The organism is Streptomyces sp. NPDC048258 (assembly GCF_043201995.1).
Classification (GTDB): Bacteria; Actinomycetota; Actinomycetes; order Streptomycetales; family Streptomycetaceae; genus Streptomyces.
Genome location: NZ_JBICZH010000012.1, coordinates 1 through 21,622, shown reverse-complemented (window position 1 = coordinate 21,622; position 21,622 = coordinate 1). Strand labels below are relative to the sequence as shown.

Genomic DNA, 21,622 nt, shown 5'->3' with positions numbered 1-21,622 from the left:
CATCCCGAAAGAGATCCGCGCTGGTGCTACACGATCGGGACGCCGATGCTCGGACCATGCGTCCCGTACACACCGCACTCGCCGTGCTCGTCGCCGCCGTCTGGGGCTTCAACTTCGTCGTCATCGAGATCGGACTCGGCCACTTCCCGCCACTGCTCCTGTCCGCCCTGCGCTTCCTCGTCGCCGCGCTGCCCGCCGTGTTCTTCGTCGGCCGCCCCAAGGTCGCCTGGAAGTGGATCATCGGGGTGGGCGTGGCCCTCGGCATCGCCAAGTTCGGCCTGCTGTTCACCGGCATGGCAGCCGGGATGCCGGCCGGGCTGTCCTCCCTCGTCCTGCAGATCCAGGCGGTCTTCACCGCCGTCCTCGCCGCGGTCGTGCTGCGCGAACGGCCCGGCCGGGTACGGGTGCTGGGCATGGGCGTGGCGCTCGCCGGGATCGGGGTGGCCGCCGTGGACGGGGGCACCTCCGGGCCGGTGCTCGGCTTCACGCTGGTCGTCGCGGCCGCCGCCTGCTGGGGCGTCTCCAACGTGCTGACCCGCAAGGCCTCCCCGCCCGACGCGCTGAACTTCATGGTGTGGGTGTGCACGGTCCCGGTGCTGCCGCTGTTCGCGCTCTCGCTGCTGCTGGAGGGGCCCGGGCGGGACCTGGCCGCGCTGCGGTCCCTGGACTGGTCCGGGGCGGCCGTCATCGGCTACGTGGCCTGGGTGTCCACCGTCTTCGGCTTCGGCGCCTGGGGCTACCTGCTGCGCCGCTACCCGGCTTCCTCGGTGGCGCCGTTCTCGCTGCTGGTCCCGGTGTTCGGGATGTCCTCGGCGGCCCTGGTGCTGGGGGAGTCCGTCTCGGGACCGCGCTGGCTGGCGGCCGTACTCCTGGTCGGCGGGGTGGCCCTCACCTCGCTGGCCCCGGCGCGCGCCTCGAACCGTACGGGGGTCGGTTCGGGGCGGGGCGTCAGCGCGGGGAGCCCTCCTGCAGCGGCAGCCGCCAGTCCTGCCCCGTGAGGGTGACGCCGTACGAGCGGTGCGGGCGTTCGGCGACCAGGGTGAAGCCGGCCCGCAGGTAGAGCGCGCGGGCGTCGGTCAGCACGTCGTTGGTCCACAGCACCAGCTCGCGGTAGCCGACCGAGCGGGCGAAGTCGACGACCGTGTCGACGAGCAGGGAGCCGACGCCGCGGCCGCGCCCCTCCGGTTCGACCAGGAGCAGCCGCAGCCGGGCGGTGCCGGGCGCGCCGTCCTCGCGGACGCACATCACCGAGCCGACCGGGCGGCCGTCCAGCTCGGCGATCCAGACGCGTTCCAGGTACGGGTCGTGGTCCTCGGCGAAGTCCGCGACGATCCGGGCCACCAGGCCCTCGAAGTCGGTGTTCCAGCCGTACTCGGAGGCGTACAGCGCGCCGTGGCGCTGCACGATCCACCCCAGGTCACCCGGTTCCGGGTCCCGCAGCCGCACGCTCTCAGCCATGGGGCAACTCTAGGGGGCCCGGATGGCCGAGGGCCCCCGGACGGGCTACTTCTTGCCGCCCATGATCTGGCCGAGCAGCTCGCCGAGGTCGAAGCCCGTCGAGGGCGCCGAGCCGGGGGCAGAGCCGGGGGCCGCGCCGGGAGTGGGTGCGGCGCCCGCGGTCGGGGCGCCCGCCGTCGGGGAGCCCGCGCCCTTGCCGGCGGCCGCGCGCTTGGCGAGGACGGCCAGCAGCACCGGGATCAGCATCTCGATGACGCGGCTGATGGTGGGGGCGGGGATGCCGGTCTTCTTCGAGACGGCGTTGGCGACGGGCTTGCTCACCTTGGCGAGCACCCCGGCCATCATCCCGCCGCCGAGCAGGCCGCCGAGGCCGCCGCCGAGCGTGGCCACGCCCTGCGGCGGCGCTTCGGTCACCTCCGCGAAGGCCTGGCGCACCTCCACGCCGTCGTCGTCATCGGCGCCGGCCTTCTGCTGGAGGTCGCCGGACATCGCGCCGACGGTTTCCGCCACGGTCGCGCGGGCGCCGTCGGTGTCGGTGCCGAGCAGTCCCGCGATCTCCGTCAGCTTGTCGTCGCCGAGCTCAGTGATCACGTCGTCCTCGAAGGAAGATTCACTCATGCCGGAAACGCTACTTCTGTGCCGATTCGCCGGCACCTTGAGTAGGCGTTGGGTAACGGAAAAGCAAAGCTGTGGATCCGAGTGCAACCCCTCGCGGGAATCGCGAGTCGTATGGGGTGCGTCGGCACTTCCGGGAGGGGATCTGGGGGGATCGGGAAGTCCGACACGGGAGGGGTAACCGTGATAGGGGTCCGGCCGCGAGGCTGGACCCCTTTCTGGTCTCCCGGTGCCGTCCACAGGCCTGACGCGTTGTCGGCGCCGAACGGTAGCTTCGTGCCATGGCAACCAACGGGACGGCGGTACAACTGGCGGTGGTCGAGGGGGTGCTCGAACGCATCACCTACGCCAACGAGGAGAGCGGGTACACGGTCGCCCGCGTCGACACCGGCCGTGGCGGCGGCGACCTCCTCACGGTCGTGGGCTCACTGCTGGGCGCCCAGCCCGGCGAATCGCTGCGCATGGAGGGCCGCTGGGGCTCCCACCCGCAGTACGGCAGGCAGTTCACGGTGGAGAACTACCGGACCGTCCTCCCGGCGACCATCCAGGGCATACGCCGCTACCTGGGCTCCGGTCTGATCAAGGGCATCGGCCCGAAGATCGCCGACCGGATCGTGGAGCACTTCGGCACCGACACCCTCGACGTCATCGAGGCCGAGCCGAAGCGGCTGATCGAGGTGCCCGGGCTCGGCCCCAAGCGGACGAAGCTCATCGGCGCCGCCTGGGAGGAGCAGAAGGCCATCAAGGAGGTCATGGTCTTCCTGCAGGGCGTCGGGGTCTCCACCTCCATCGCCGTCCGCATCTACAAGAAGTACGCCGACGCCTCCATCTCGGTGGTGAAGAACCAGCCCTACCGGCTCGCCGCCGACGTGTGGGGCATCGGCTTCCTCACCGCCGACCGCATCGCCCAGGCCGTCGGGATCCCGCACGACAGCCCCGAGCGGGTCAAGGCCGGGCTCCAGTACGCCCTGTCCCAGTCCACCGACCAGGGCCACTGCTTCCTGCCCGAGGACCGGCTCATCGCCGACGGGGTCAAGCTGCTCCAGGTGGACACCGGGCTGGTGATCGACTGCCTGGCCGAGCTCGCCGCCGACCCGGAGGGCGTCGTACGGGAGCCCGTACCCGATCCCCAGGGCGGTCCGGACCCGCTGACCGCCGTGTACCTGGTGCCCTTCCACCGGGCCGAGCTCTCCCTGGTCGGGCAGGTACGCCGGCTCCTGTACGCCGAGGACGACCGGATGCCCGGCTTCCAGGACGTGGACTGGGACAAGGCGCTCGGCTGGCTCGCCGGGCGGACGGGGGCCGAGCTCGCCCCGGAGCAGCGGGACGCGGTCAAGCTGGCGCTGACCCGCCGGGTCGCCGTCCTCACCGGCGGGCCCGGCTGCGGGAAGTCCTTCACCGTGCGCTCCATCGTCGAGCTGGCCCGGGCCAAGAAGGCCAAGGTGGTGCTCGCCGCGCCCACCGGGCGGGCGGCGAAGCGGCTGGCCGAGCTCACCGGGGCCGAGGCTTCCACGGTGCACCGGCTGCTGGAACTCAAACCGGGCGGGGACGCGGCGTACGACCGGGAGCGGCCGCTGGACGCGGACCTGGTCGTGGTCGACGAGGCCTCGATGCTGGACCTGCTGCTGGCCAACAAGCTGGTCAAGGCCGTGGCACCGGGTGCACACCTGCTGCTGGTGGGGGACGTGGACCAACTGCCCTCGGTCGGCGCGGGCGAGGTGCTGCGCGACCTGCTGGCCGAGGGCGGCCCGGTGCCCGCGGTCCGGCTGACCCGGATCTTCCGGCAGGCCCAGCAGTCGGGCGTGGTCACCAACGCCCACCGGATCAACACCGGCCTGCCGCCCATCACCGACGGGCTGCCGGACTTCTTCCTCTTCCCCGAAGAGGACACCGAGGCGGCCGGGGCGCTCGCCGTGGACGTGGCGGCCCGCCGGATCCCGGCGCGTTTCGGGCTGGACCCGCGCCGGGACATCCAGGTGCTCGCGCCCATGCACCGGGGCCCGGCGGGCGCCGGGAACCTCAACGGCCTGCTCCAGCAGGCCATTACGCCGGCCCGGCCGAACCTGCCGGAGAAGCGGTTCGGCGGCCGCGTCTTCCGGGTGGGCGACAAGGTCACCCAGATCCGGAACAACTACGAGAAGGGGGCCAACGGCGTCTTCAACGGCACGGTCGGCGTGGTCACCGGCCTCGACCTGGACGAACAGCGCCTGACGGTGCGGACGGAGGAGGACGAGGAGATCGGCTACGAGTTCACGGAGCTAGACGAGCTGGCGCACGCGTACGCCGTCACCATCCACCGCTCCCAGGGGAGCGAGTACCCCGCCGTGGTGATCCCGGTCACCACCGGCGCTTGGATGATGCTCCAGCGAAATCTTCTCTACACGGCGGTGACCAGGGCGAAGAAACTGGTTGTCCTCGTCGGGTCCCGCAAGGCCCTCGGCCAGGCTGTGCGTACCGTTTCCGCAGGCAGGAGGTATACGGCGGTCGCCCCCAGGCTGTCCGGCCGGATACCGGTGGGAAACATCACCTAAATGATCGATCATTTGGGGTTCCGACAAGAGGTGCGGAGGGGGCAGGATGAGCAGCTTGAAGGCACTCAGTGCCGTCAAATGGACCAAACGCCGACCCCGAGTGCACTCTCCTGCGCCAAATGGGGGAAGGTAGAGGCAGTCAGGGCACCTCGAAGAAGAGGCACTACGTCGGTGAGGGATGACGTGAGCGACAACTCTGTAGTACTCCGGTACGCGGACGGTGAATACACCTACCCGGTGGTCGAGAGCACCGTCGGTGACCAGGGCTTCGACATCTCGAAGCTGCGGGCCCAGACCGGGCTCGTCACCTTGGACAGTGGCTACGGCAACACCGCGGCCTACAAGTCCGCGATTACCTACCTCGACGGTGAGCAGGGCATCCTGCGCTACCGCGGTTACCCGATCGAGCAGCTGGCCGAGCGTTCGACCTTCATCGAGGTCGCGTACCTGCTGATCAACGGTGAGCTGCCGACCGTCGACCAGCTCGCGTCTTTCCGCAACGAGATCACCCAGCACACGCTGCTGCACGAGGACGTGAAGCGCTTCTACGACGGCTTCCCGCGCGACGCGCACCCGATGGCGATGCTGTCCTCCGTGGTCAGCGCGCTGTCGACGTTCTACCAGGACAGCCACAACCCGTTCGACGAGAAGCAGCGCCACCTCTCGACGATCCGGCTGCTGGCCAAGCTCCCGACGATCGCGGCGTACGCGTACAAGAAGTCGGTCGGCCACCCGGTGGTCTACCCGCGCAACGACCTCGGCTACGTCGAGAACTTCCTGCGCATGACCTTCTCCGTGCCGGCCCAGGAGTACGACCTGGACCCGGTCGTGGTCTCGGCGCTCGACAAGCTGCTGATCCTGCACGCGGACCACGAGCAGAACTGTTCGACCTCCACCGTGCGTCTGGTCGGCTCCTCGCAGGCGAACATGTTCGCCTCGATCTCCGCCGGCATCTCGGCCCTGTGGGGCCCGCTGCACGGTGGCGCCAACCAGTCGGTTCTGGAGATGCTCGAGGGCATCAAGAACGACGGCGGCGACGTCGACGCCTTCATCCGCAAGGTGAAGAACAAGGAAGACGGCGTCCGCCTCATGGGCTTCGGACACCGCGTCTACAAGAGCTTCGACCCCCGGGCGAAGATCATCAAGGCGGCGGCGCACGACGTCCTCTCGGCGCTCGGCAAGAGCGACGAGCTGCTGGACATCGCGCTCAAGCTGGAAGAGCACGCGCTGGCCGACGAGTACTTCGTCGAGCGCAACCTCTACCCGAACGTGGACTTCTACACCGGCCTGATCTACCGGGCCATGGGCTTCCCGACCGAGATGTTCACCGTGCTCTTCGCGATCGGCCGGCTCCCCGGCTGGATCGCCCAGTGGCACGAGATGATCAAGGAGCCGGGTTCCCGCATCGGCCGCCCGCGTCAGATCTACACCGGCGAGGTCCTGCGCGACTTCGTCCCGGTCGAGTCCCGCTGACCCGAGGCTCGCGCACAGACACTCGCGCATAGACATACGAAAAGCGCCCCGCCGCCGATCCCCCCACGGGTCGACGGTCGGGGCGCTTTCCTTTCCCCGGAACGGATTCCCCCCACGGGACCCGAGCCGGGGCGTCGGTGTCTGCCGGGACCGCGTTCGGGTCGGGAGGGCCGCTCAAAGCTTCCCGCGGGCACGCGTCCCGGCCGGCTGATGCCCCCGGACGTCCCCCAAGACCTCCGTGAAACGTCCCCCAAGACGTTCCTGGCATCGCCCCATTAGACCCATGACGACCCCGGATGGTTACGTTGCGATCACTGTGATCTGCGTCTCGTGTGAAGAAGTGGTGTGTGCGATGCGAAGGCGAACCGTTAGCGGAAGGACCTCAACCGGAGGCTGTTGGTCACCACGAAGACCGATGAGAAGGCCATGGCCGCGCCCGCGATCATCGGGTTGAGCAGTCCGGCGGCCGCCAGCGGCAGGGCCGCCACGTTGTAGCCGAAGGCCCAGAACAGGTTGCCCTTGATGGTGGCCAGGGTCCGGCGGGACAGCCGGATCGCGTCCGCCGCCACCCGCAGGTCTCCCCGTACGAGGGTCAGGTCGCCCGCCTCGATGGCCGCGTCCGTGCCGGTGCCCATGGCCAGGCCCAGGTCGGCCTGGGCGAGCGCGGCCGCGTCGTTGACCCCGTCGCCGACCATGGCGACCGTACGGCCCTGCGCCTGGAGGCGGCGTACGACGTCCACCTTGTCCTGCGGGAGCACCTCGGCGATCACCTCGTCGATGCCGACCGCGCGGGCCACCGTCTCGGCGACGGCCTTGTTGTCGCCGGTCAGCAGGACCGGGGTGAGGCCCAGGGCCCGCAGCCGGGCGACGGCCTCGGCGCTGGTCTCCTTGACCGCGTCGGCCACGGTCAGCACCCCGCGCGCCGCGCCGTCCCAGGCCACCAGGACGGCGGTACTGCCCGCCGCCTCGGCCGCGGCCTTGACCTCCTTGAGCTCGGCCGGCAGCTCGATCGACCAGTCGGCCAGCAGCTGTTCGCGGCCCACCAGGACGGCGTGTCCGTCGACGACTCCCTGGACGCCGAGCCCGGCGACGTTCTCGAAGCTCTCGGGCACCGGCAGGGCGCCGGCCTTCTCGGCCGCCGCGACGGCGACGGCCCGGGCGATCGGGTGCTCCGAGGAGTGCTCCAGGGATCCGGCGAGGTGCAGGAGTTCGCGCTCGTCGGTGCCCGCGGCGGTGAAGACGCCGGCGAGGGTCATCCGGCCGGTGGTGACGGTGCCCGTCTTGTCCAGGACGACGGTGTCCACGCGCCGGGTGGACTCCAGAACCTCGGGGCCCTTGATCAGGATGCCGAGCTGCGCGCCCCGGCCGGTGCCGACCATGAGCGCGGTCGGCGTGGCCAGGCCGAGGGCGCACGGGCAGGCGATGATCAGTACGGCCACGGCGGCGGTGAACGCGGCGGTGGGGTTGTCGGTGATCAGCAGCCAGGTGACCCAGGTGGCGAGCGCGAGCAGCAGGACGACGGGTACGAAGACCGCGGAGATCCGGTCGGCGAGGCGCTGGACCTCGGCCTTGCCGTTCTGCGCGTCCTCGACCAGCTTGGCCATCCGGGCGAGCTGGGTGTCGGCGCCGATCCGGGTGGCCTCGACGACCAGGCGTCCGGCCGCGTTGACGGTGGCGCCGGTGACGGGGTCGCCGATCGTGACCTCGACGGGGACGGACTCGCCGGTCAGCATGGACGCGTCCACGGCGGAGCTCCCGTCGACGATCGTGCCGTCGGTGGCGATCTTCTCGCCGGGGCGGACGACGAAGCGGTCGCCGACCGCGAGCGCGCTCACCGGGATGCGGACCTCCCTGCCCGCGCGCAGCACGGCGACGTCCTTGGCGCCCAGTTCCAGCAGGGCCTTCAGTGCCGCGCCCGCCTTCCGCTTGGAGCGGGCCTCCAGGTAGCGGCCGAGCAGGATGAAGCTGACGACGCCCGCCGCGACCTCCAGGTAGATGGCGGAGGAGCCGTCGGTACGGGAGACGGTGCCCCCCTGAACTGTGAAGAGGGCGAAGCCGTGCCGCATGCCCGGCATCCCGGCGTGGCCGAAGAACAGGGCCCACAGGGACCAGGCGAAGGCGGCGAGGGTGCCGACCGAGACCAGGGTGTCCATGGTGGCGGCGCCGTGCCGGGCGTTGGTCCAGGCGGCCTTGTGGAAGGGAAGGGCGCCCCAGACGACGACGGGCGCGGCGAGGGTCAGCGAGAGCCACTGCCAGTTGTCGAACTGGAGGGACGGGACCATGGAGAGCAGGACGACGGGCAGGGCGAGGGCGGCGGAGACCAGCAGCCGCCCGCGCAGCGCGGCCAGCTCCGGGTCCGGGGAGCCGCCCTCCGGCTCTTCGGCCGCCGCCGGGGGAGCGGGTTCCTCGGCGGTGTATCCGGTCTTGACGACGGTGGCGATCAGGTCGGCGACCTGGACGTCCCCGGTGTAGGAGACGTGGGCCTTCTCGGTGGCGAAGTTCACCGTGGCGTCGACGCCGTCCATCCGGTTGAGCTTCTTCTCGATGCGGGCCGCGCAGGAGGCGCAGGTCATCCCGCCGATGGAGAGTTCGACCGCCGTTATGGGTCCGTCGTGCACTGTACTGGTCATGTTCCGGCTCCAGGGGGAGGGCCGGGGTGTACGGAACCAGTATGAGCTGGCCGGCACGCCCCGGCGGGGTACTGCCGAAGGGGAAGACGCTCGGATCCGGCGAAGCGGGAGGGGCTCAGATCCGGCCGGCGAACTCGTAGCCCGCCTCGTCGACGGCGGCGCGTACGTCCTCCTCGGCCAGCGGGGCGGCGGAGGCCACGGTGACCTCGCCGGTCGCGGCGACGGCCTTGACCGAGCTGACGCCCGGCAGGGCGGAGAGTTCGGTGGTCACCGCGCCCTCGCAGTGCCCGCAGGTCATGCCGGTCACCCGGTAGACGGTGGTGGTCTGGGTGTCCGTCTCGGCGGTCATGTCGTTCTCCTCTTCAAGGGCGTGTGCGGTCGCCGGGGGAACGGCGACGCTCCACCGTCCTCCCGACACTCCGAGACTATACCCCTAGGGGGTATGGATGCGAGTATGCGCGCCCGCTCTCTTGAGGTGGCCGAGCCGGGTGGACCGTCAGTGGGAGCGGGGCGTGGTGACCATCGGCTCCAGGTAGCGCAGCAGGACGCTCTTCAGCTCCGCGACGTACGCGGCGCGCTCGGCGCCCTCGTGGGCCAGGATCAGGTCCAGGGACGACTTGAAGATGCCCAGGATCATGTTCGCGGTGCGCGTGAGCTCGGCGGGCGCGGCCTCGGGGCAGAAGGTCCGCAGGACCCCCTCGACCCGGGTGAGCAGGCCGGAGTGCAGTTCCTCGTGCTCCTGTGCGATGCCCGGGATGCCGGAGCCGTGCATGAGCGCCCAGAAGGCCGGGTTCTCGCAGTTGAAGGCGATGACCGGGTCCAGGACGGCGTCCAGCAGCTCGGGCAGGGGGCGGTCCAGGTTCTCGGGCAGGAAGGCCTGTCCGTGCATCTCGTGCGCGCGCTGCAGCAGGTGACCGCCGAGCTCGACCGCGATGGCCTCCTTGTTCGGGAAGAACTGGTAGAGCGTGCCCGGTGACACGCCGGCCTCGCGGGCGATGGCGTTGGTGCTGGCCGCGGCGTACCCGGTGCGGCAGAACACCCCGGCGGCGGCTGCCAGCAGCTGGGAGATCCGGCGCTCGCCGCGTGCCTGTCGGCGGCGCGGAGCGGTGGCGGTTTCACCGGTTTCCGCTGTTTTGCCCTTGGGAGTCCCCGGCATGTCCAATCCCTTGCTTCCCGTGGGTGATTGACAAACGCGAGTGGTCGCTCGCATTCTGAGGAAACGCGAGCGACTGCTCGTGTTTGCCAGTCTATTCGGCCTGGCAATCACGGTGAAGGGGACACCGAGTCATGTCCGAAGTCAAGAAACCGCCGTCGTCCGGGCCGCCGTCGTCCGGGCCGCCGTCGTCCGGGGAGAGCGGCGGGTGGACCCGGTTCGTCACGGCCCGGCCGCGGCTCTCGCTGCTGCTCGCCCTGGTGGTCACGGCACTGGCAGTGTTCGCGGGCGGCGGCGTCGCCGACCGGATGGGCAGCGGCGGCTGGGAGGACCCGGGCGCCCAGTCCACCTACGCCGCCGAGGCCCTGGAGCGCGAGTTCCCGGCCTCCCAGCCCAATCTGCTGCTGCTCGTCGACGCCGGGGCGGGAGCCGCCGGGGTGGACGATCCCGCCGTCGCCGCCGAAGCGGAGCGGCTGACCGCACAGCTCGCCGCCGAGCAGGGGGTCGCCGGCGTCGGCTCGTACTGGCGCACGGGGCTGCCCGCGCTGCGCTCCGAGGACGGCCGTCAGGCCCTGATCGCGGCCAGGGTGCTGGGCGACGAGAAGACCGCCACCGGCGTGCTGGACCGGATCGCCCCGCGCTACCGGGGCGACCACGGGCCGGTGCGGGTCTCCCTCGGCGGGCCGGTCGCGGTCCAGCGCGAGGTCACGACGACCATCCAGGAGGATCTGCTGCGCGCCGAGCTGATCGCCCTGCCGGTCACTCTCGTCCTGCTCGTCCTCGTCTTCGGCAGCGCGGTCGCGGCCCTGCTGCCGCTCGGCGTCGGCATCGTGGCCATCCTCGGCACGAACGCGGTGCTGCGCGGCCTCACCGAGTTCACCGACGTCTCGGTGTTCGCCCAGAACCTGACCACCGCGCTCGGTCTCGGACTCGCCATCGACTACGCCCTGTTCATCGTCCGCAGGTTCCGCGAGGAACTCGCCGCCGGACGGGACCCGGTGGCCGCCGTCGGGGCCACCCTGCGCACCGCCGGGCGCACCGTGCTGTTCTCGGCGCTGACCGTCGCGGTCTCCCTCTCGGCGATGCTGTTCTTCCCGATGTACTTCCTGCGCTCCTTCGCCTACGCCGGGGTCGCGGTGGTCCTGCTCGCGGCGGCGGCCGCGCTGATCCTGCTGCCGGCGGCCCTGGTGCTGCTCGGCGAGCGGGTCAACTCCCTGGACCTGCGGCGGCTGTGGCGACGGGGTCCCGCGGCGGACGCCACGGCGGAACCGGGGCGGGGCTGGGGGCGGGCGGCCGCGCTGGTCATGCGCCGGGCCCCGGTGTTCGCGGTGGCCACCACGGCGGGGTTGCTGCTCCTCGGACTGCCCTTCCTCGGCGTGAAGTTCGGCACCGTGGACGACCGGCAGCTGCCGAAGACCGCGGAGTCGCATGTGGTCCAGCAGCAGATCCGGAACGCCTTCCCGGGCAGCCCCGGCGGCGGGCTCACCGTGCTCGCCGAGGGGGCGGCCGGCCCGGCCGAGCTCGCCGCCTACCGGGACCGGGTGGCTCTCCTGCCCGGGGTGGTCCGGGTCGACGGGCCAGTGAGCACCGGGGCCGGGGCGCGGTACGCGTACTTCTCGGTGACCACCGAGGGCGAGGCGGTGGGGCCGCAGGCCCAGGACCTGGTCGGCGAGGTGCGCAACGTCGATGCCGACTTCCGGACCTCCGTGACCGGACAGGCGGCGAGACTCGTCGACGCCCAGAAGGCCATAGCGGGTTCCCTGCCCGTCGCGCTGGCCCTGGTGGTGCTCGCCACGCTGCTGCTGGTGTTCCTGCTCACCGGGAGCCTGCTGATACCGGTCCAGGCGGTGCTCCTCAACGCCCTGAGCCTGACCGCGATGTTCGGGGCGGTGGTGTGGGTCTTCCAGGAGGGGCATCTTTCCGGACTGCTCTCCTTCACCTCCACCGGTGACATCGAGACCACCCTGCCGGTGCTGATGTTCTGCATCGCCTTCGGACTCTCCATGGATTACGGGGTGTTCCTCATATCCCGGATCAAGGAGGAGTACGACCGGACCGGGGACCACGAGGGGGCCGTGCGCACCGGACTGGCCCGCACCGGTGGGCTGATCACCGCGGCGGCCGTGATCCTGGCCGTGGTGATGGTGGCCATCGGCACCTCGCGGGTGACCAACACCAAGATGCTCGGGCTCGGGATCGCGCTGGCGGTGCTGATGGACGCCATGGTCGTGCGCAGCCTCCTGGTCCCGGCGGTCATGAAGCTGACCGGGAAGGCCACCTGGTGGGCGCCGGGCCCGCTGCGCAGGCTGCACGAGAGGTTCGGGCTGAGCGAGGGGGAGTCGTTGCCATCGGAGGCAGCGGCGGCGGCAGCAGCGGCGGTGACAGCGGCGGAGGCGGCCGAGCCGGAGCCGGTGCCCGCCGGGACCGCCTAGCGGTGTCCTGGGGGACGGAGCCCCGGGTGGGCCCCGTCCACGGGCCGAGGGGCGAGGCGTACGGATGGGGGTACGGGGTAAGGGGTCAGTCCTCGCGGCGGCCCCGGTTGCCGGGCCGGCGGGCCACCCAGGCGCGGATCGTGTCGGCATACCAATAGGGCTTGGCGCCCTCCACGTGATCGGGCGGGGGGAGCAGTCCGTGCTTGCGATAGGAGCGCACGGTGTCCGGCTGGACCCGGATGTGCGCAGCGATCTCCTTGTACGACCACAGCTGTCGGTCGCTCATTGCACGACACCTCCTTGTCCACGCCGCGGGGCCGGCCGGAAGGCCGTCGGGGGAGCCGACGCGTGGACAGTGACGATCACTCGGGTTGTTCCCGGGGAACGACGCGAGGTGAGGGCAGGGGAGGGGCTGTAGATCGCTTGTGACGGAACACCCGTGTAATGCGGATATGTGTGACACAAAGGCGACCCCTGTGACAGATGCGGCACAGGGGTCGCCCGGTACGAAGGCAGACATGCCCGGTACGGAGGCAGGCAGAAGGGCTCAGCGGTAGAGGGCCGGCCGTTCCGCCAGGTCCACGAGGGTCCGTACGCCGCTGCGCGCGGCCGCCAGGCCCGCCTCCGAGACGGCGGCCGCCGCGTAGCCGTCCCACGCGTCCGGCCCGGCCACCGTGCCCCGCGCGGCGGCCGCCACCCAGCTCCGCAGCTGCCGGTCGTAGGCGTCGGCGAAGCGCACCGTGAAGTCCTGGTCGATCTCGCCGCCCCACCGGCCCGCCGACTGCACCACCATCGCGTGGCCGTCGCCGATCCGCGCGCTGCCGGACTCGCCGACCGCCTCGCACTGCACCTGGTAGCCGAAGCCGCAGTTGACGAAGATCTCCACGTCGACGACGGCCCCGCCGGACGTCTCCAGCAGCACCAGCCGGGGATCGCGCAGTCCCTCGGGAGCCGCCGAGGAAGGAGTGGGGGAGAGCACGGTGACCGCCGTGATCTCCTGCCCCAGCAGCCAGCGGGCCGCGTCCACCTCGTGCACCACGGAGTCGCTGATCAGCATGTCGCTGGTGAAGAAGGACGGCGAGGCGGCGTTGCGGTGCCGGCAGTGCAGGAAGAGCGGCCGCCCGATCCCGCCCGCGTCCAGCAGTTCCTTCAGCCGCCCGTACTCGGCGTCGTACCGGCGCATGAACCCCACCTGGACCAGGCGCCGCCCCAGCCGCTGCTCGGCCTCCATCACGCGCAACGCCCCGGCCGGGTCCGGGGTGAGCGGCTTCTCGCACAGCACCGGCAGTCCCCGCTCCAGGGCCAGCCCGATGGCCTCCTCGTGGGCGGGCCCGGGGGAGGCGATCAGTACGGCCCCCACCCCGGGGGCGGCTATCGCCGCCGCCGGGTCGGTGTGCGCGCTCGCGCCGTCCAGTGCGCCCGCGACGTCCTTGACCCGGTCCCCGTCCGGGTCGGCCACGGCCACCACCCGGGCCCCGCCGACGGTCCGGCCGATCCGCCGTACGTGGTCGGCGCCCATCTTCCCCGTGCCGATGACGGCGATACCGAGCGTGCTCATGTCGTGTTCCTCCCGGGAAGGGTCAGCGGGCGCCACAGGAGCGCAGGTAGGCGCGGGTGCGGCGGGCGATCGGCAGCGGCCGGTCGGGCTCGCAGGGGTACATGTCCTGTTCCACGATGGCGAACAGGTCCACGCCGAGCCGCTGGGCCGCCGCCAGCACCGGTTCCAGCGCCGGTACCCCCGACGGCGGTTCGCACATCACCCCGCGGCCCACCGCCGGACCGAACGGCAGCCGCTCCGCGACCACTTCGGCGAGGATCCGCGGGTCCACCTGCTTGAGGTGGAGGTAGCCGATCCGCTCGGCGAAGGTCTCGATGGCCTGGACGCTGTCGCCCCCGCAGTACGCGTAGTGCCCGGTGTCCAGACAGAGGGAGACGAGGCCGGGGTCGGTGGCGTCGAGGAAGCGCGCCACGTTCGACGGGGTGTCGATGTGCGTGTCGGCGTGCGGGTGCACGACGATCCGCAGCCCGTACCGGTCCTGGACCTCCCGGCCCAGGCGCTCGGTCTGGGAGGCCAGTTCACGCCATTGACCGGGAGTGAGGACGCGGTCCTCCAGCACCTCGCCGGTCTTGTCGTCCCGCCAGAAGGAGGGGATGACCACGAGATGGGCCGCGCCCATGGCCTGGGTGAGCGCCGCGATCCGCGACACGTGCTCCCAGGTGTCCTCCCACACGGCGGGCCCGTGATGGAGTCCGGTGAAGACCGTTCCGGCCGAGACGCGCAGCCCGCGCTTGGCCGTTTCCTCGGCGAGTCGCGCGGGATCGGTGGGCAGATAGCCGTAGGGGCCGAGCTCGATCCACTCGTACCCGGCGTCCGCGACCTCGTCGAGGAAGCGTTCCCAGGGCGTCTGGCGGGGGTCGTCGGGAAACCAGACACCCCAGGAGTCCGGAGCCGAACCGACGCGGATACGGGTCAACGCGGGCGGGGAGGACGTCATAGCGGCCACCTTAGGGTGCGAGGCTCGAAGGGACGGTGAGGACGAGTGGGAGGACTGGATGTGACCGGCGATCCGATCGGGTTCGACCTGATCACGATGGGGCGGATCGGGGTGGATCTCTACCCGCTCACGACCGGTGTTCCACTGGAAGAGGTGGACGCCTTCGGCAAGTTCCTCGGCGGCTCCCCTGCCAACGTGGCCGTCGCGGCCGCCCGGCTGGGACGGCGCGTGGCGATGGTCAGCCGCACCGGGGCGGACCCCTTCGGCACGTATCTGCGCGCCGAGCTGCGGGGGTTCGGGGTGGACGACCGGTGGGTGACCGAGGTGGCCGGACTCCCCACCCCGATCACCTTCTGCGAGATCTTCCCGCCCGACCGCTTCCCGCTGTACTTCTACCGGCTGCCGAAGGCCCCCGATCTGGAGATCGCGGCGGAGGAGCTGGACCTGGAGGCGGTACGGGCCGCGCGGGTGCTCTGGATGACGGGCACCGGCCTGAGCGAGGAGCCCTCGCGGGCCGCCACGCTGGCCGCGCTGGAGGCCCGCGCGAAGTCCGGGACCACGGTCTTCGACCTGGACTGGCGGCCGATGCTGTGGCGCGAGAAGCCCGGGCCGTACTACGAGCGGGCGCTGGCCGGCGCGACGGTGGCCGTCGGCAACACCGAGGAGTGCGCGATCGCCACCGGCGAGTCCGAGCCGTACGCGGCGGCGCGGGCGCTGCTCGCCGCCGGGGTGGAACTGGCGGTGGTCAAGCGGGGCCCGGAGGGCGTGCTGGCGGTCCACCGCGACGGGACGGTGGCGGAGGTCCCGCCGGTGCGGGTCGAGGTGGTCAACGGGCTCGGCGCGGGGGACGCGTTCGGGGGTGCGCTGTGCCATGGGCTGCTCGCCGGGTGGGAGCTGGAGCGGGTCATGCGCTTCGCGAACGCGGCCGGGGCGATCGTGGCTTCGCGGCTGGCGTGCTCGACCGCGATGCCGTTCTCCGACGAGGTCGAGGAGGTGCTGGGCCGTGCCGGTGGTGTCTGAGTGGGGGATGGACTGGACGAGGCTGGTCGTCCTCGACCTCGCGCCGGGGGAGGTGTACGCGCACGCGTGCGGGGACTCGGAGTGGATCGTCCTCCCCCTGTCGGGCGGGTGCGAGGTCCACTGCTGGGCCCCGGCGCCTCAATCGCCGGCGGGGCTCAAAGACCGGGGCTCCGCCCCGCACCCCGCGCCTCGAACTCCCCCAGCTACCGCTGGGAGGGGCCCCCAGGCGGGGCTGGATGTGCCGCTGCGCGGCAATCAGCCCGCTGAGCTGCCCGACGGAGGGAATGCGCGGAGCGCCATTCCGGCTTCGCCAGGCGGCAGCAAGCCGGCTCCGCAGGGCGAGCAACATCAGCCGTATTCGGCCCCGCCTGGGGGTCCCCCCGGACGGAGTCTGGGGGAGTTTGAGGCGCGGGGTCTGGGGCGGAGCCCCAGCAGTGGACCGGAGGTGTTCGAACTGCGGGGGCGGGCCGGAGTGTTCGACGGCGTCAGCGACTTCGCCTACCTGCCCCGGGACGGACGGGCGGAGGTCACCTCGGCCCACGGGGGAAGGTTCGCCCTTGCCGGGGCCCGGTGCGACAACCGGCTGCCCGCCCGGTACGGGGCGGCCGGAGCCGTGGCCGTCGAGCTGCGCGGCGCCGGGCAGTGCTCGCGCCAGCTCAACAACTTCGCCGCCGCCGGCCCCGCCGGCTTCGGCTGCGACCGGCTCATCGCCGTCGAGGTGCTCACCCCCGGCGGGAACTGGTCCTCGTACCCGCCCCACAAGCACGACGAGCACCACCCCGGCGAGGAGTCCCGCCTGGAGGAGATCTACTACTTCGAGATCGCCCCGCACGGGGACACCCCCGGGCTCGGCTACCAGCGCGTCACCCCCTCCCCGGCGGGGAAGACCGACATCCTCACCGAGGTGCGCACCGGGGACGCCGTGCTCATCCCGGACGGCTGGCACGGGCCGTCCATCGCCGCCCCCGGCCACGACATGTACTACCTCAACGTGATGGCCGGTCCGGGCGCGACGAGGGAGTGGCTGATCCGCGACCACCCCGACCACGGCTGGATCCGGTCCACCTGGGACGGCCAGGACATCGACCCCCGGCTGCCCTTCCCCGACGCGGAGGCACCCCGATGAAACTCACCGTCGCCCAGGCCCTCGTCGCCTTCCTCGCCCGGCAGTACACCGAGCGCGACGGACAGCGCCGCCGGCTGATCGCGGCCACCTGGGGGATCTTCGGACACGGGAACGTCGCCGGGCTGGGGCAGGCCCTCCTGGAGACCGGCCCCGACGCCATGCCCTTCCTCCAGGGCCGCAACGAACAGGCCATGGTGCACGCGGCCGTCGGCTACGCCCGGCAGAGCGGACGGCTCTCCGCGCACGCCGTCACCACCTCCATCGGGCCCGGCGCCACCAACCTCGTCACCGGCGCCGCCCTCGCCACGATCAACCGGATCCCGGTGCTCCTGCTGCCCGGGGACACCTTCGCCACCCGGCCCGCCGACCCCGTGCTCCAGCAGCTGGAGGTCCCCTACGCCGGGGACGTCTCCGTCAACGACACCCTGCGGCCCGTCACCCGCCACTTCGACCGGATCACCCGCCCCGAGGCCCTGATCCCGGCCGCCCTCCAGGCCGTGCGGGTGCTCACCGACCCCGTGCAGACCGGCGCCGTCACCCTCGCGCTGCCGCAGGACGTGCAGGTGGAGGCGTACGACTGGCCCGAGGAGTTCTTCGCCGAGCGCGTCTGGGGCGTCCGCAGGCCCCGCCCCGACCGCCACGAGCTCGCCACGGCCGCCCGGGCGGTACGGGAGGCCACGCGGCCGCTGATCGTCGCCGGCGGCGGGATCCGGCACAGCGCGGCCCAGGCGGCCCTCGCCGCGTTCGCCGAGGCCACCGGGATCCCGGTCGCGGTCACCCAGGCCGGCAAGGGTGTCCTCCCGTACGACCACCCCGCCGACCTGGGCGGGATCGGCCACACGGGGACCGCCTCAGCCGACGCCCTCGCCCGGGAGGCCGATCTCGTCATCGCCGCCGGGACCCGGCTGACCGACTTCACCACCGCCTCCGCGACCCTCTTCCAGAACCCGGCCGTCCGCTTCATCGGCCTCAACCTCGACCCGTACGACGCCCACAAACTCGCCGCCCTGCCCCTGGTCGCCGACGCCCGCGAAGGCCTCGACGAACTGCGGATGGCGGTGTCCGGCCACCGCGTGGATCCCGCGTACGAGACGGCGTACCAGCAGGGCAGGGGCCGCTGGGAGGCCCGCGTCGGCCAGGCCTACGCCGTGCCCGCCCCCGACGAGGACCTGCCGCCCACCCAGGCCCAGGTGCTGGGCCTGCTCGACGCCCTCGCCGACGACACCGACATCCTGATCAACGCGGCCGGTTCCCTCCCCGGTGACCTGCACAAACTGTGGCGGACCCGGTCGGCGGACCAGTACCACGTGGAGTACGGGTACTCCTGCATGGGCTACGAGATCCCGGCCGCGATCGGCGTGGCCCTCGCCGCGCCCGGCCGCCCCGTGTGGGCGCTGGTCGGCGACGGCACGTACCTGATGAACCCGACCGAGATCGTCACGGCCGTCCAGGAGGGCATCCCGATCAAGGTGGTGATCCTCGACAACCACGGGTACGCCTCGATCGGAGGCCTCTCCGGGGCGGTCGGCGCCGAGGGATTCGGCACCGCGTACCGCTTCCGGGCGCCGGACGCCTCGTACACGGGCGAGCCCCTTCCGGTGGACCTCGCGGCCAACGCGGCCTCCCTCGGGATGGCCGTGATCCGCGCCCGCACCGTACGTGACCTGCGCGAAGCCCTCGCCGAGGCCCGCTCGGCGGACCGTCCCACATGTGTCTACACACAGACCCGAACGCCCGACACTGTGTCGGGCCCACCCCCCGCACAGGCGTGGTGGGATGTTCCTGTGGCCGAGACCGCGACCCGCAAGGCGGCGGCCCAGGCCCGTGAAGAGTACGACCGGCAAGCCGCGCAGCGACGTCGCCATCTGTGAAGGAGCAAAAGGCATGAAGACCGTCAACCACTGGATCGGTGGCAAGACCGTCGAGGGCGCGTCGGGCAACTACGGCCCGGTCACCGACCCGGCCACCGGCGAGGTCACCACCCAGGTCGCGCTCGCCTCGGCCGCCGAGGTCGACGCGGCCGTACAGGTCGCCAAGGAGGCCTTCCAGACCTGGGGCCAGTCCTCGCTGGCCGCCCGCACCAAGGTGCTGTTCGCCTACCGCGCCCTGCTGGACGCCAACCGCGACGCCATCGCCGAGCTGATCACTGCCGAGCACGGCAAGGTCCACTCGGACGCGCTCGGCGAGGTCGCGCGCGGCCTGGAGATCGTCGAGCTGGCCTGCGGGATCACCACCCAGCTCAAGGGCGAGCTGTCGACCTCGGTCTCCAACCGCGTCGACGTCTCCTCCATCCGCCAGCCGCTGGGCGTGGTCGCGGGCATCACCCCGTTCAACTTCCCGGCGATGGTGCCGATGTGGATGTTCCCGCTGGCCGTGGCCTGCGGAAACACCTTCATCCTCAAGCCGAGCGAGAAGGACCCCTCCGCCTCCAACAAGCTCGCCGAGCTGATGAGCGAGGCCGGGCTGCCGGCGGGCGTACTGAACGTCGTGCACGGCGACAAGGTGGCGGTGGACGCGCTGCTCGCGCACCCCGACATCGCGGCCGTCTCCTTCGTCGGCTCGACCCCGATCGCCCGCCACATCCACACCACCGCCTCCGCCAACGGCAAGCGCGTCCAGGCGCTCGGCGGCGCCAAGAACCACATGCTGGTGCTCCCCGACGCCGACCTGGACGCGGCTGCCGACGCGGCGGTCTCCGCCGCCTACGGCTCGGCCGGTGAGCGCTGCATGGCGATCTCCGCCGTCGTGGCCGTCGGCTCGATCGCCGACACCCTCGTCGACAAGATCCGCGAGCGCGCCGAGAAGATCAAGATCGGCCCCGGCAACGACCCGACCTCCGAGATGGGCCCGCTGATCACCGCCGCCCACCGCGACAAGGTCGCCTCGTACGTGAAGGGCGCGGCGGCCCAGGGCGCCGACGTGGTCCTCGACGGCACCGGCTACACGGTGGAGGGCAACGAGAACGGCCACTGGATCGGCCTGTCCCTGCTCGACCGTGTGAAGACCGACTCCGACGCCTACCGTGACGAGATCTTCGGCCCGGTCCTGTGCGTGCTGCGCGCCGAGACCTACGAGGAGGGCGTGGCCCTCATCAACGCCTCGCCGTTCGGCAACGGCACCGCGATCTTCACCCGCGACGGCGGCGCCGCCCGCCGCTTCCAGCTGGAGATCGAGGCGGGCATGGTCGGCGTCAACGTGCCGATCCCGGTGCCGGTGGGCTACCACTCCTTCGGTGGCTGGAAGGACTCGCTCTTCGGCGACCACCACATCTACGGCAACGACGGCATCCACTTCTACACGCGCGGCAAGGTCGTCACGACCCGCTGGCCGGACCCGGCGGACGCCCCGGCCGGTGTGGACCTGGGCTTCCCCCGCAACCACTGACCGCGCCGCCCCTAGGCCCGCTCGCCCCCCGCGACCGTCATCGCGGGGGGCGAGTCCGTTTCCGCCGCCGTTTCCTCCGCCGTTTCCTCCGCGGCTTCCATCCCTGCCTACGCGTGCGAGCGGGCCAAGTCCGGTGCGGCCGGGGTGTCTTCCGGGGTCCTGCGGCGCCGTCGCCGTACGACCCGGAAGGCGATGCCGGCTCCCGCGAGCACCAGGACCGCGCCCGCCGCCGGCCACGGCACGGCGACGAAGTCCGTACCGGCCTCCGAGACGAGCTCGGGACGGGCGCTCGCCCCGGCGGCTATCGTCACGGTCACCCAGTCCAACTGCGGCGCGTCCGGCCACGGTTCGGTCAGCTCGATCCGCTGGCCCGGCAGCAGGACCAGCTTCAGCTCGCGGGCCGGCCGGTTCAGCACCTCCCGCCCGAACAGCCCCTCGGCGGAGACCGTCACCTTCGGCTCGACGACCACGTTGCCCCGGTTGACCAGGGCGTACGAGACCGTGGCGCGGGCGTCCCGGACCCAGGGCAGCAGCGGGGCCGACCGGCTGACCATCACGTCCTCCACGCTAAGCCCCGGCGTCAGCGGACCCGGCACCCGGAAGTACAGCCGGGCGCCCACCGAACGCTTCACCCCGACCTGGACCTTGCCCTCCTGCCGCACGCCCTCCACGGCGGTGTTCAGGGCGACGATCCCGCCGACGTGATCGCCGGGCGTCGCGTCCGCGGGGACCTTCACGGTGAACGGGATGTCCTTGCGGCCCTTGGCCGGCACGGTCACCGTCGTCGCGGTCTCCGGCGGCAGCGCGATCCACGCGCCGACGTCCTTGGGCCGGGTCTCCACCGGCAGCAGGGCGAACGCCCCGCCCACCGGGGTGTTCACGGCGTCCGTGGCGAAGATCTGGAACGTCAGCTCCTTGTCGGAGGAGTTCAGGATCGTCGCGCTGTCCTGGACGGTGGTCCCGGCCTCGCCCTGGTGGAAGAAGTACGCGCGGTCGGTCATCGCCGCACCGGCCGGGGGCGTGGGGAAGACGCCCCAGGTGCCGTTGTCCGCCGCGGTCGCGGTGGCGGCCGGGAGCAGGCCCGCGCCCAGCAGCAACAGGCTGACGAGCAGACCGTACAGAGAGGTGCGGGTGCGCATGGGCGGTTCTCCAGTCGGCACGGAAACGGGGAAGGGGTGGTGGGGGGGCGGGGCGGCGCCCCCCCCCCCCCCCCGGGGGGCCGGGGGGGGGGGGGGGGGGGGGCCCCCCCCCGGGGGGGTGGGGGGGGACGAAGAACGCGGGGGGGGGGGGAGACCCCCCGCCCCC

General features: G+C 72.0%; 16 protein-coding genes and 1 pseudogene. 8 read left to right on the top strand and 9 right to left on the bottom strand.

Going from position 1 to position 21,622, the window contains the following annotated elements:
* Positions 1-56: 56 nt before the first annotated feature.
* On the top strand, positions 57-998 hold the full coding sequence (locus tag ACGFYQ_RS25700) for an EamA family transporter (RefSeq protein WP_393747688.1): 942 nt from the start codon (positions 57-59) through the stop codon (positions 996-998).
* Here ACGFYQ_RS25700 and ACGFYQ_RS25695 read toward each other — a convergent pair.
* Positions 949-1,461, bottom strand: a pseudogene (locus tag ACGFYQ_RS25695) (GNAT family N-acetyltransferase); the annotation flags it as partial. The gene ACGFYQ_RS25700 and the pseudogene ACGFYQ_RS25695 sit on opposite strands and share 50 nt — an antisense overlap.
* Before the next feature lie 42 nt (positions 1,462-1,503).
* Positions 1,504-2,076 (bottom strand): DUF937 domain-containing protein, encoded by a 573-nt coding sequence (locus tag ACGFYQ_RS25690; protein WP_393747686.1) that lies wholly within the window; start codon positions 2,074-2,076, stop codon positions 1,504-1,506.
* 278 nt (positions 2,077-2,354) lie between these two features.
* On the opposite strand from ACGFYQ_RS25690, the gene ACGFYQ_RS25685 reads away from it, so the two are divergent.
* Positions 2,355-4,604: an ATP-dependent RecD-like DNA helicase gene (locus tag ACGFYQ_RS25685; RefSeq protein WP_393747684.1), complete on the top strand. Its 2,250-nt coding sequence runs from the start codon at positions 2,355-2,357 to the stop codon at positions 4,602-4,604.
* Positions 4,605-4,787: 183 nt separating this feature from the next.
* Positions 4,788-6,077: a citrate synthase gene (locus ACGFYQ_RS25680; RefSeq protein WP_393747682.1), complete on the top strand. Its 1,290-nt coding sequence runs from the start codon at positions 4,788-4,790 to the stop codon at positions 6,075-6,077.
* Positions 6,078-6,445: 368 nt separating this feature from the next.
* On the opposite strand, the gene ACGFYQ_RS25675 is transcribed toward ACGFYQ_RS25680, so the two are convergent.
* The 3 genes from ACGFYQ_RS25675 to ACGFYQ_RS25665 form a co-directional block, all read right to left on the bottom strand.
* Positions 6,446-8,707: a heavy metal translocating P-type ATPase gene (locus tag ACGFYQ_RS25675; RefSeq protein WP_393747680.1), complete on the bottom strand. Its 2,262-nt coding sequence runs from the start codon at positions 8,705-8,707 to the stop codon at positions 6,446-6,448.
* Between the two features lie 115 nt (positions 8,708-8,822).
* Positions 8,823-9,056 carry a cation transporter gene (locus tag ACGFYQ_RS25670; protein ID WP_362391854.1) on the bottom strand — a complete coding sequence of 78 codons (234 nt, stop codon included), beginning with the start codon at positions 9,054-9,056 and terminating at the stop codon, positions 8,823-8,825.
* Positions 9,057-9,203: 147 nt separating this feature from the next.
* Positions 9,204-9,863 (bottom strand): TetR/AcrR family transcriptional regulator, encoded by a 660-nt coding sequence (locus ACGFYQ_RS25665; protein WP_393747677.1) that lies wholly within the window; start codon positions 9,861-9,863, stop codon positions 9,204-9,206.
* Between the two features lie 131 nt (positions 9,864-9,994).
* On the opposite strand from ACGFYQ_RS25665, the gene ACGFYQ_RS25660 reads away from it, so the two are divergent.
* A complete protein-coding gene (locus ACGFYQ_RS25660; RefSeq protein WP_393747675.1) occupies positions 9,995-12,292 on the top strand; it encodes an MMPL family transporter in 2,298 nt (765 codons plus the stop codon).
* An 85-nt stretch (positions 12,293-12,377) separates the two neighbouring features.
* Here the strand turns inward: ACGFYQ_RS25660 and ACGFYQ_RS25655 are convergent, their stop codons facing one another.
* The 3 genes from ACGFYQ_RS25655 to ACGFYQ_RS25645 all read right to left on the bottom strand — a co-directional run bounded on the left by ACGFYQ_RS25655 (position 12,378) and on the right by ACGFYQ_RS25645 (position 14,787).
* Complete coding sequence (locus ACGFYQ_RS25655; RefSeq protein ID WP_073915333.1) at positions 12,378-12,578, bottom strand: AlpA family transcriptional regulator; 201 nt, start codon at positions 12,576-12,578, stop codon at positions 12,378-12,380.
* Between the two features lie 261 nt (positions 12,579-12,839).
* Positions 12,840-13,850 carry a Gfo/Idh/MocA family protein gene (locus ACGFYQ_RS25650; RefSeq protein ID WP_393747672.1) on the bottom strand — a complete coding sequence of 337 codons (1,011 nt, stop codon included), beginning with the start codon at positions 13,848-13,850 and terminating at the stop codon, positions 12,840-12,842.
* 22 nt (positions 13,851-13,872) lie between these two features.
* Positions 13,873-14,787, bottom strand: a complete 915-nt coding sequence (locus ACGFYQ_RS25645) for a sugar phosphate isomerase/epimerase family protein (RefSeq protein WP_393747670.1) — start codon at positions 14,785-14,787, stop codon at positions 13,873-13,875.
* 60 nt (positions 14,788-14,847) lie between these two features.
* On the opposite strand from ACGFYQ_RS25645, the gene iolC reads away from it, so the two are divergent.
* From iolC to ACGFYQ_RS25625, 4 genes are all read left to right on the top strand, one after another.
* On the top strand, positions 14,848-15,807 hold the full coding sequence (gene iolC, locus ACGFYQ_RS25640) for a 5-dehydro-2-deoxygluconokinase (RefSeq protein ID WP_393747668.1): 960 nt from the start codon (positions 14,848-14,850) through the stop codon (positions 15,805-15,807).
* Between the two features lie 238 nt (positions 15,808-16,045).
* Positions 16,046-16,933, top strand: a complete 888-nt coding sequence (gene iolB / locus ACGFYQ_RS25635) for a 5-deoxy-glucuronate isomerase (protein WP_393748086.1) — start codon at positions 16,046-16,048, stop codon at positions 16,931-16,933.
* On the top strand, positions 16,930-18,804 hold the full coding sequence (iolD, locus tag ACGFYQ_RS25630; RefSeq protein WP_393747666.1) for a 3D-(3,5/4)-trihydroxycyclohexane-1,2-dione acylhydrolase (decyclizing): 1,875 nt from the start codon (positions 16,930-16,932) through the stop codon (positions 18,802-18,804). The genes iolB and iolD overlap by 4 nt, the downstream gene beginning before the upstream one ends.
* 13 nt (positions 18,805-18,817) lie before the next feature.
* Positions 18,818-20,317, top strand: coding sequence for a CoA-acylating methylmalonate-semialdehyde dehydrogenase (locus ACGFYQ_RS25625; RefSeq protein ID WP_393747664.1), 1,500 nt, complete (start codon positions 18,818-18,820; stop codon positions 20,315-20,317).
* A 107-nt stretch (positions 20,318-20,424) separates the two neighbouring features.
* Here ACGFYQ_RS25625 and ACGFYQ_RS25620 read toward each other — a convergent pair whose 3' ends face one another.
* The gene (locus ACGFYQ_RS25620) at positions 20,425-21,456 is read right to left on the bottom strand and encodes a WxL protein peptidoglycan domain-containing protein (protein WP_393747662.1); all 1,032 of its coding nucleotides are present in this window, start codon (positions 21,454-21,456) and stop codon (positions 20,425-20,427) included.
* Positions 21,457-21,622: the final 166 nt, after the last annotated feature.

Excerpts from the sequence above, each read along its gene's own strand:
- ACGFYQ_RS25620 (WP_393747662.1), bottom strand. The coding sequence starts at position 21,456 with ATGCGCACCCGCACCTCTCTGTACGGTCTGCTCGTCAGCCTGTTGCTG.
- ACGFYQ_RS25645 (WP_393747670.1), bottom strand. The coding sequence starts at position 14,787 with ATGACGTCCTCCCCGCCCGCGTTGACCCGTATCCGCGTCGGTTCGGCT.
- ACGFYQ_RS25685 (WP_393747684.1), top strand. The coding sequence starts at position 2,355 with ATGGCAACCAACGGGACGGCGGTACAACTGGCGGTGGTCGAGGGGGTG.
- ACGFYQ_RS25670 (WP_362391854.1), bottom strand. The coding sequence starts at position 9,056 with ATGACCGCCGAGACGGACACCCAGACCACCACCGTCTACCGGGTGACC.
- ACGFYQ_RS25650 (WP_393747672.1), bottom strand. The coding sequence starts at position 13,850 with ATGAGCACGCTCGGTATCGCCGTCATCGGCACGGGGAAGATGGGCGCC.
- ACGFYQ_RS25665 (WP_393747677.1), bottom strand. The coding sequence starts at position 9,863 with ATGCCGGGGACTCCCAAGGGCAAAACAGCGGAAACCGGTGAAACCGCC.
- ACGFYQ_RS25660 (WP_393747675.1), top strand. The coding sequence starts at position 9,995 with ATGTCCGAAGTCAAGAAACCGCCGTCGTCCGGGCCGCCGTCGTCCGGG.
- ACGFYQ_RS25655 (WP_073915333.1), bottom strand. The coding sequence starts at position 12,578 with ATGAGCGACCGACAGCTGTGGTCGTACAAGGAGATCGCTGCGCACATC.
- ACGFYQ_RS25690 (WP_393747686.1), bottom strand. The coding sequence starts at position 2,076 with ATGAGTGAATCTTCCTTCGAGGACGACGTGATCACTGAGCTCGGCGAC.
- ACGFYQ_RS25700 (WP_393747688.1), top strand. The coding sequence starts at position 57 with ATGCGTCCCGTACACACCGCACTCGCCGTGCTCGTCGCCGCCGTCTGG.
- ACGFYQ_RS25675 (WP_393747680.1), bottom strand. The coding sequence starts at position 8,707 with ATGACCAGTACAGTGCACGACGGACCCATAACGGCGGTCGAACTCTCC.
- ACGFYQ_RS25625 (WP_393747664.1), top strand. The coding sequence starts at position 18,818 with ATGAAGACCGTCAACCACTGGATCGGTGGCAAGACCGTCGAGGGCGCG.
- iolD (WP_393747666.1), top strand. The coding sequence starts at position 16,930 with ATGAAACTCACCGTCGCCCAGGCCCTCGTCGCCTTCCTCGCCCGGCAG.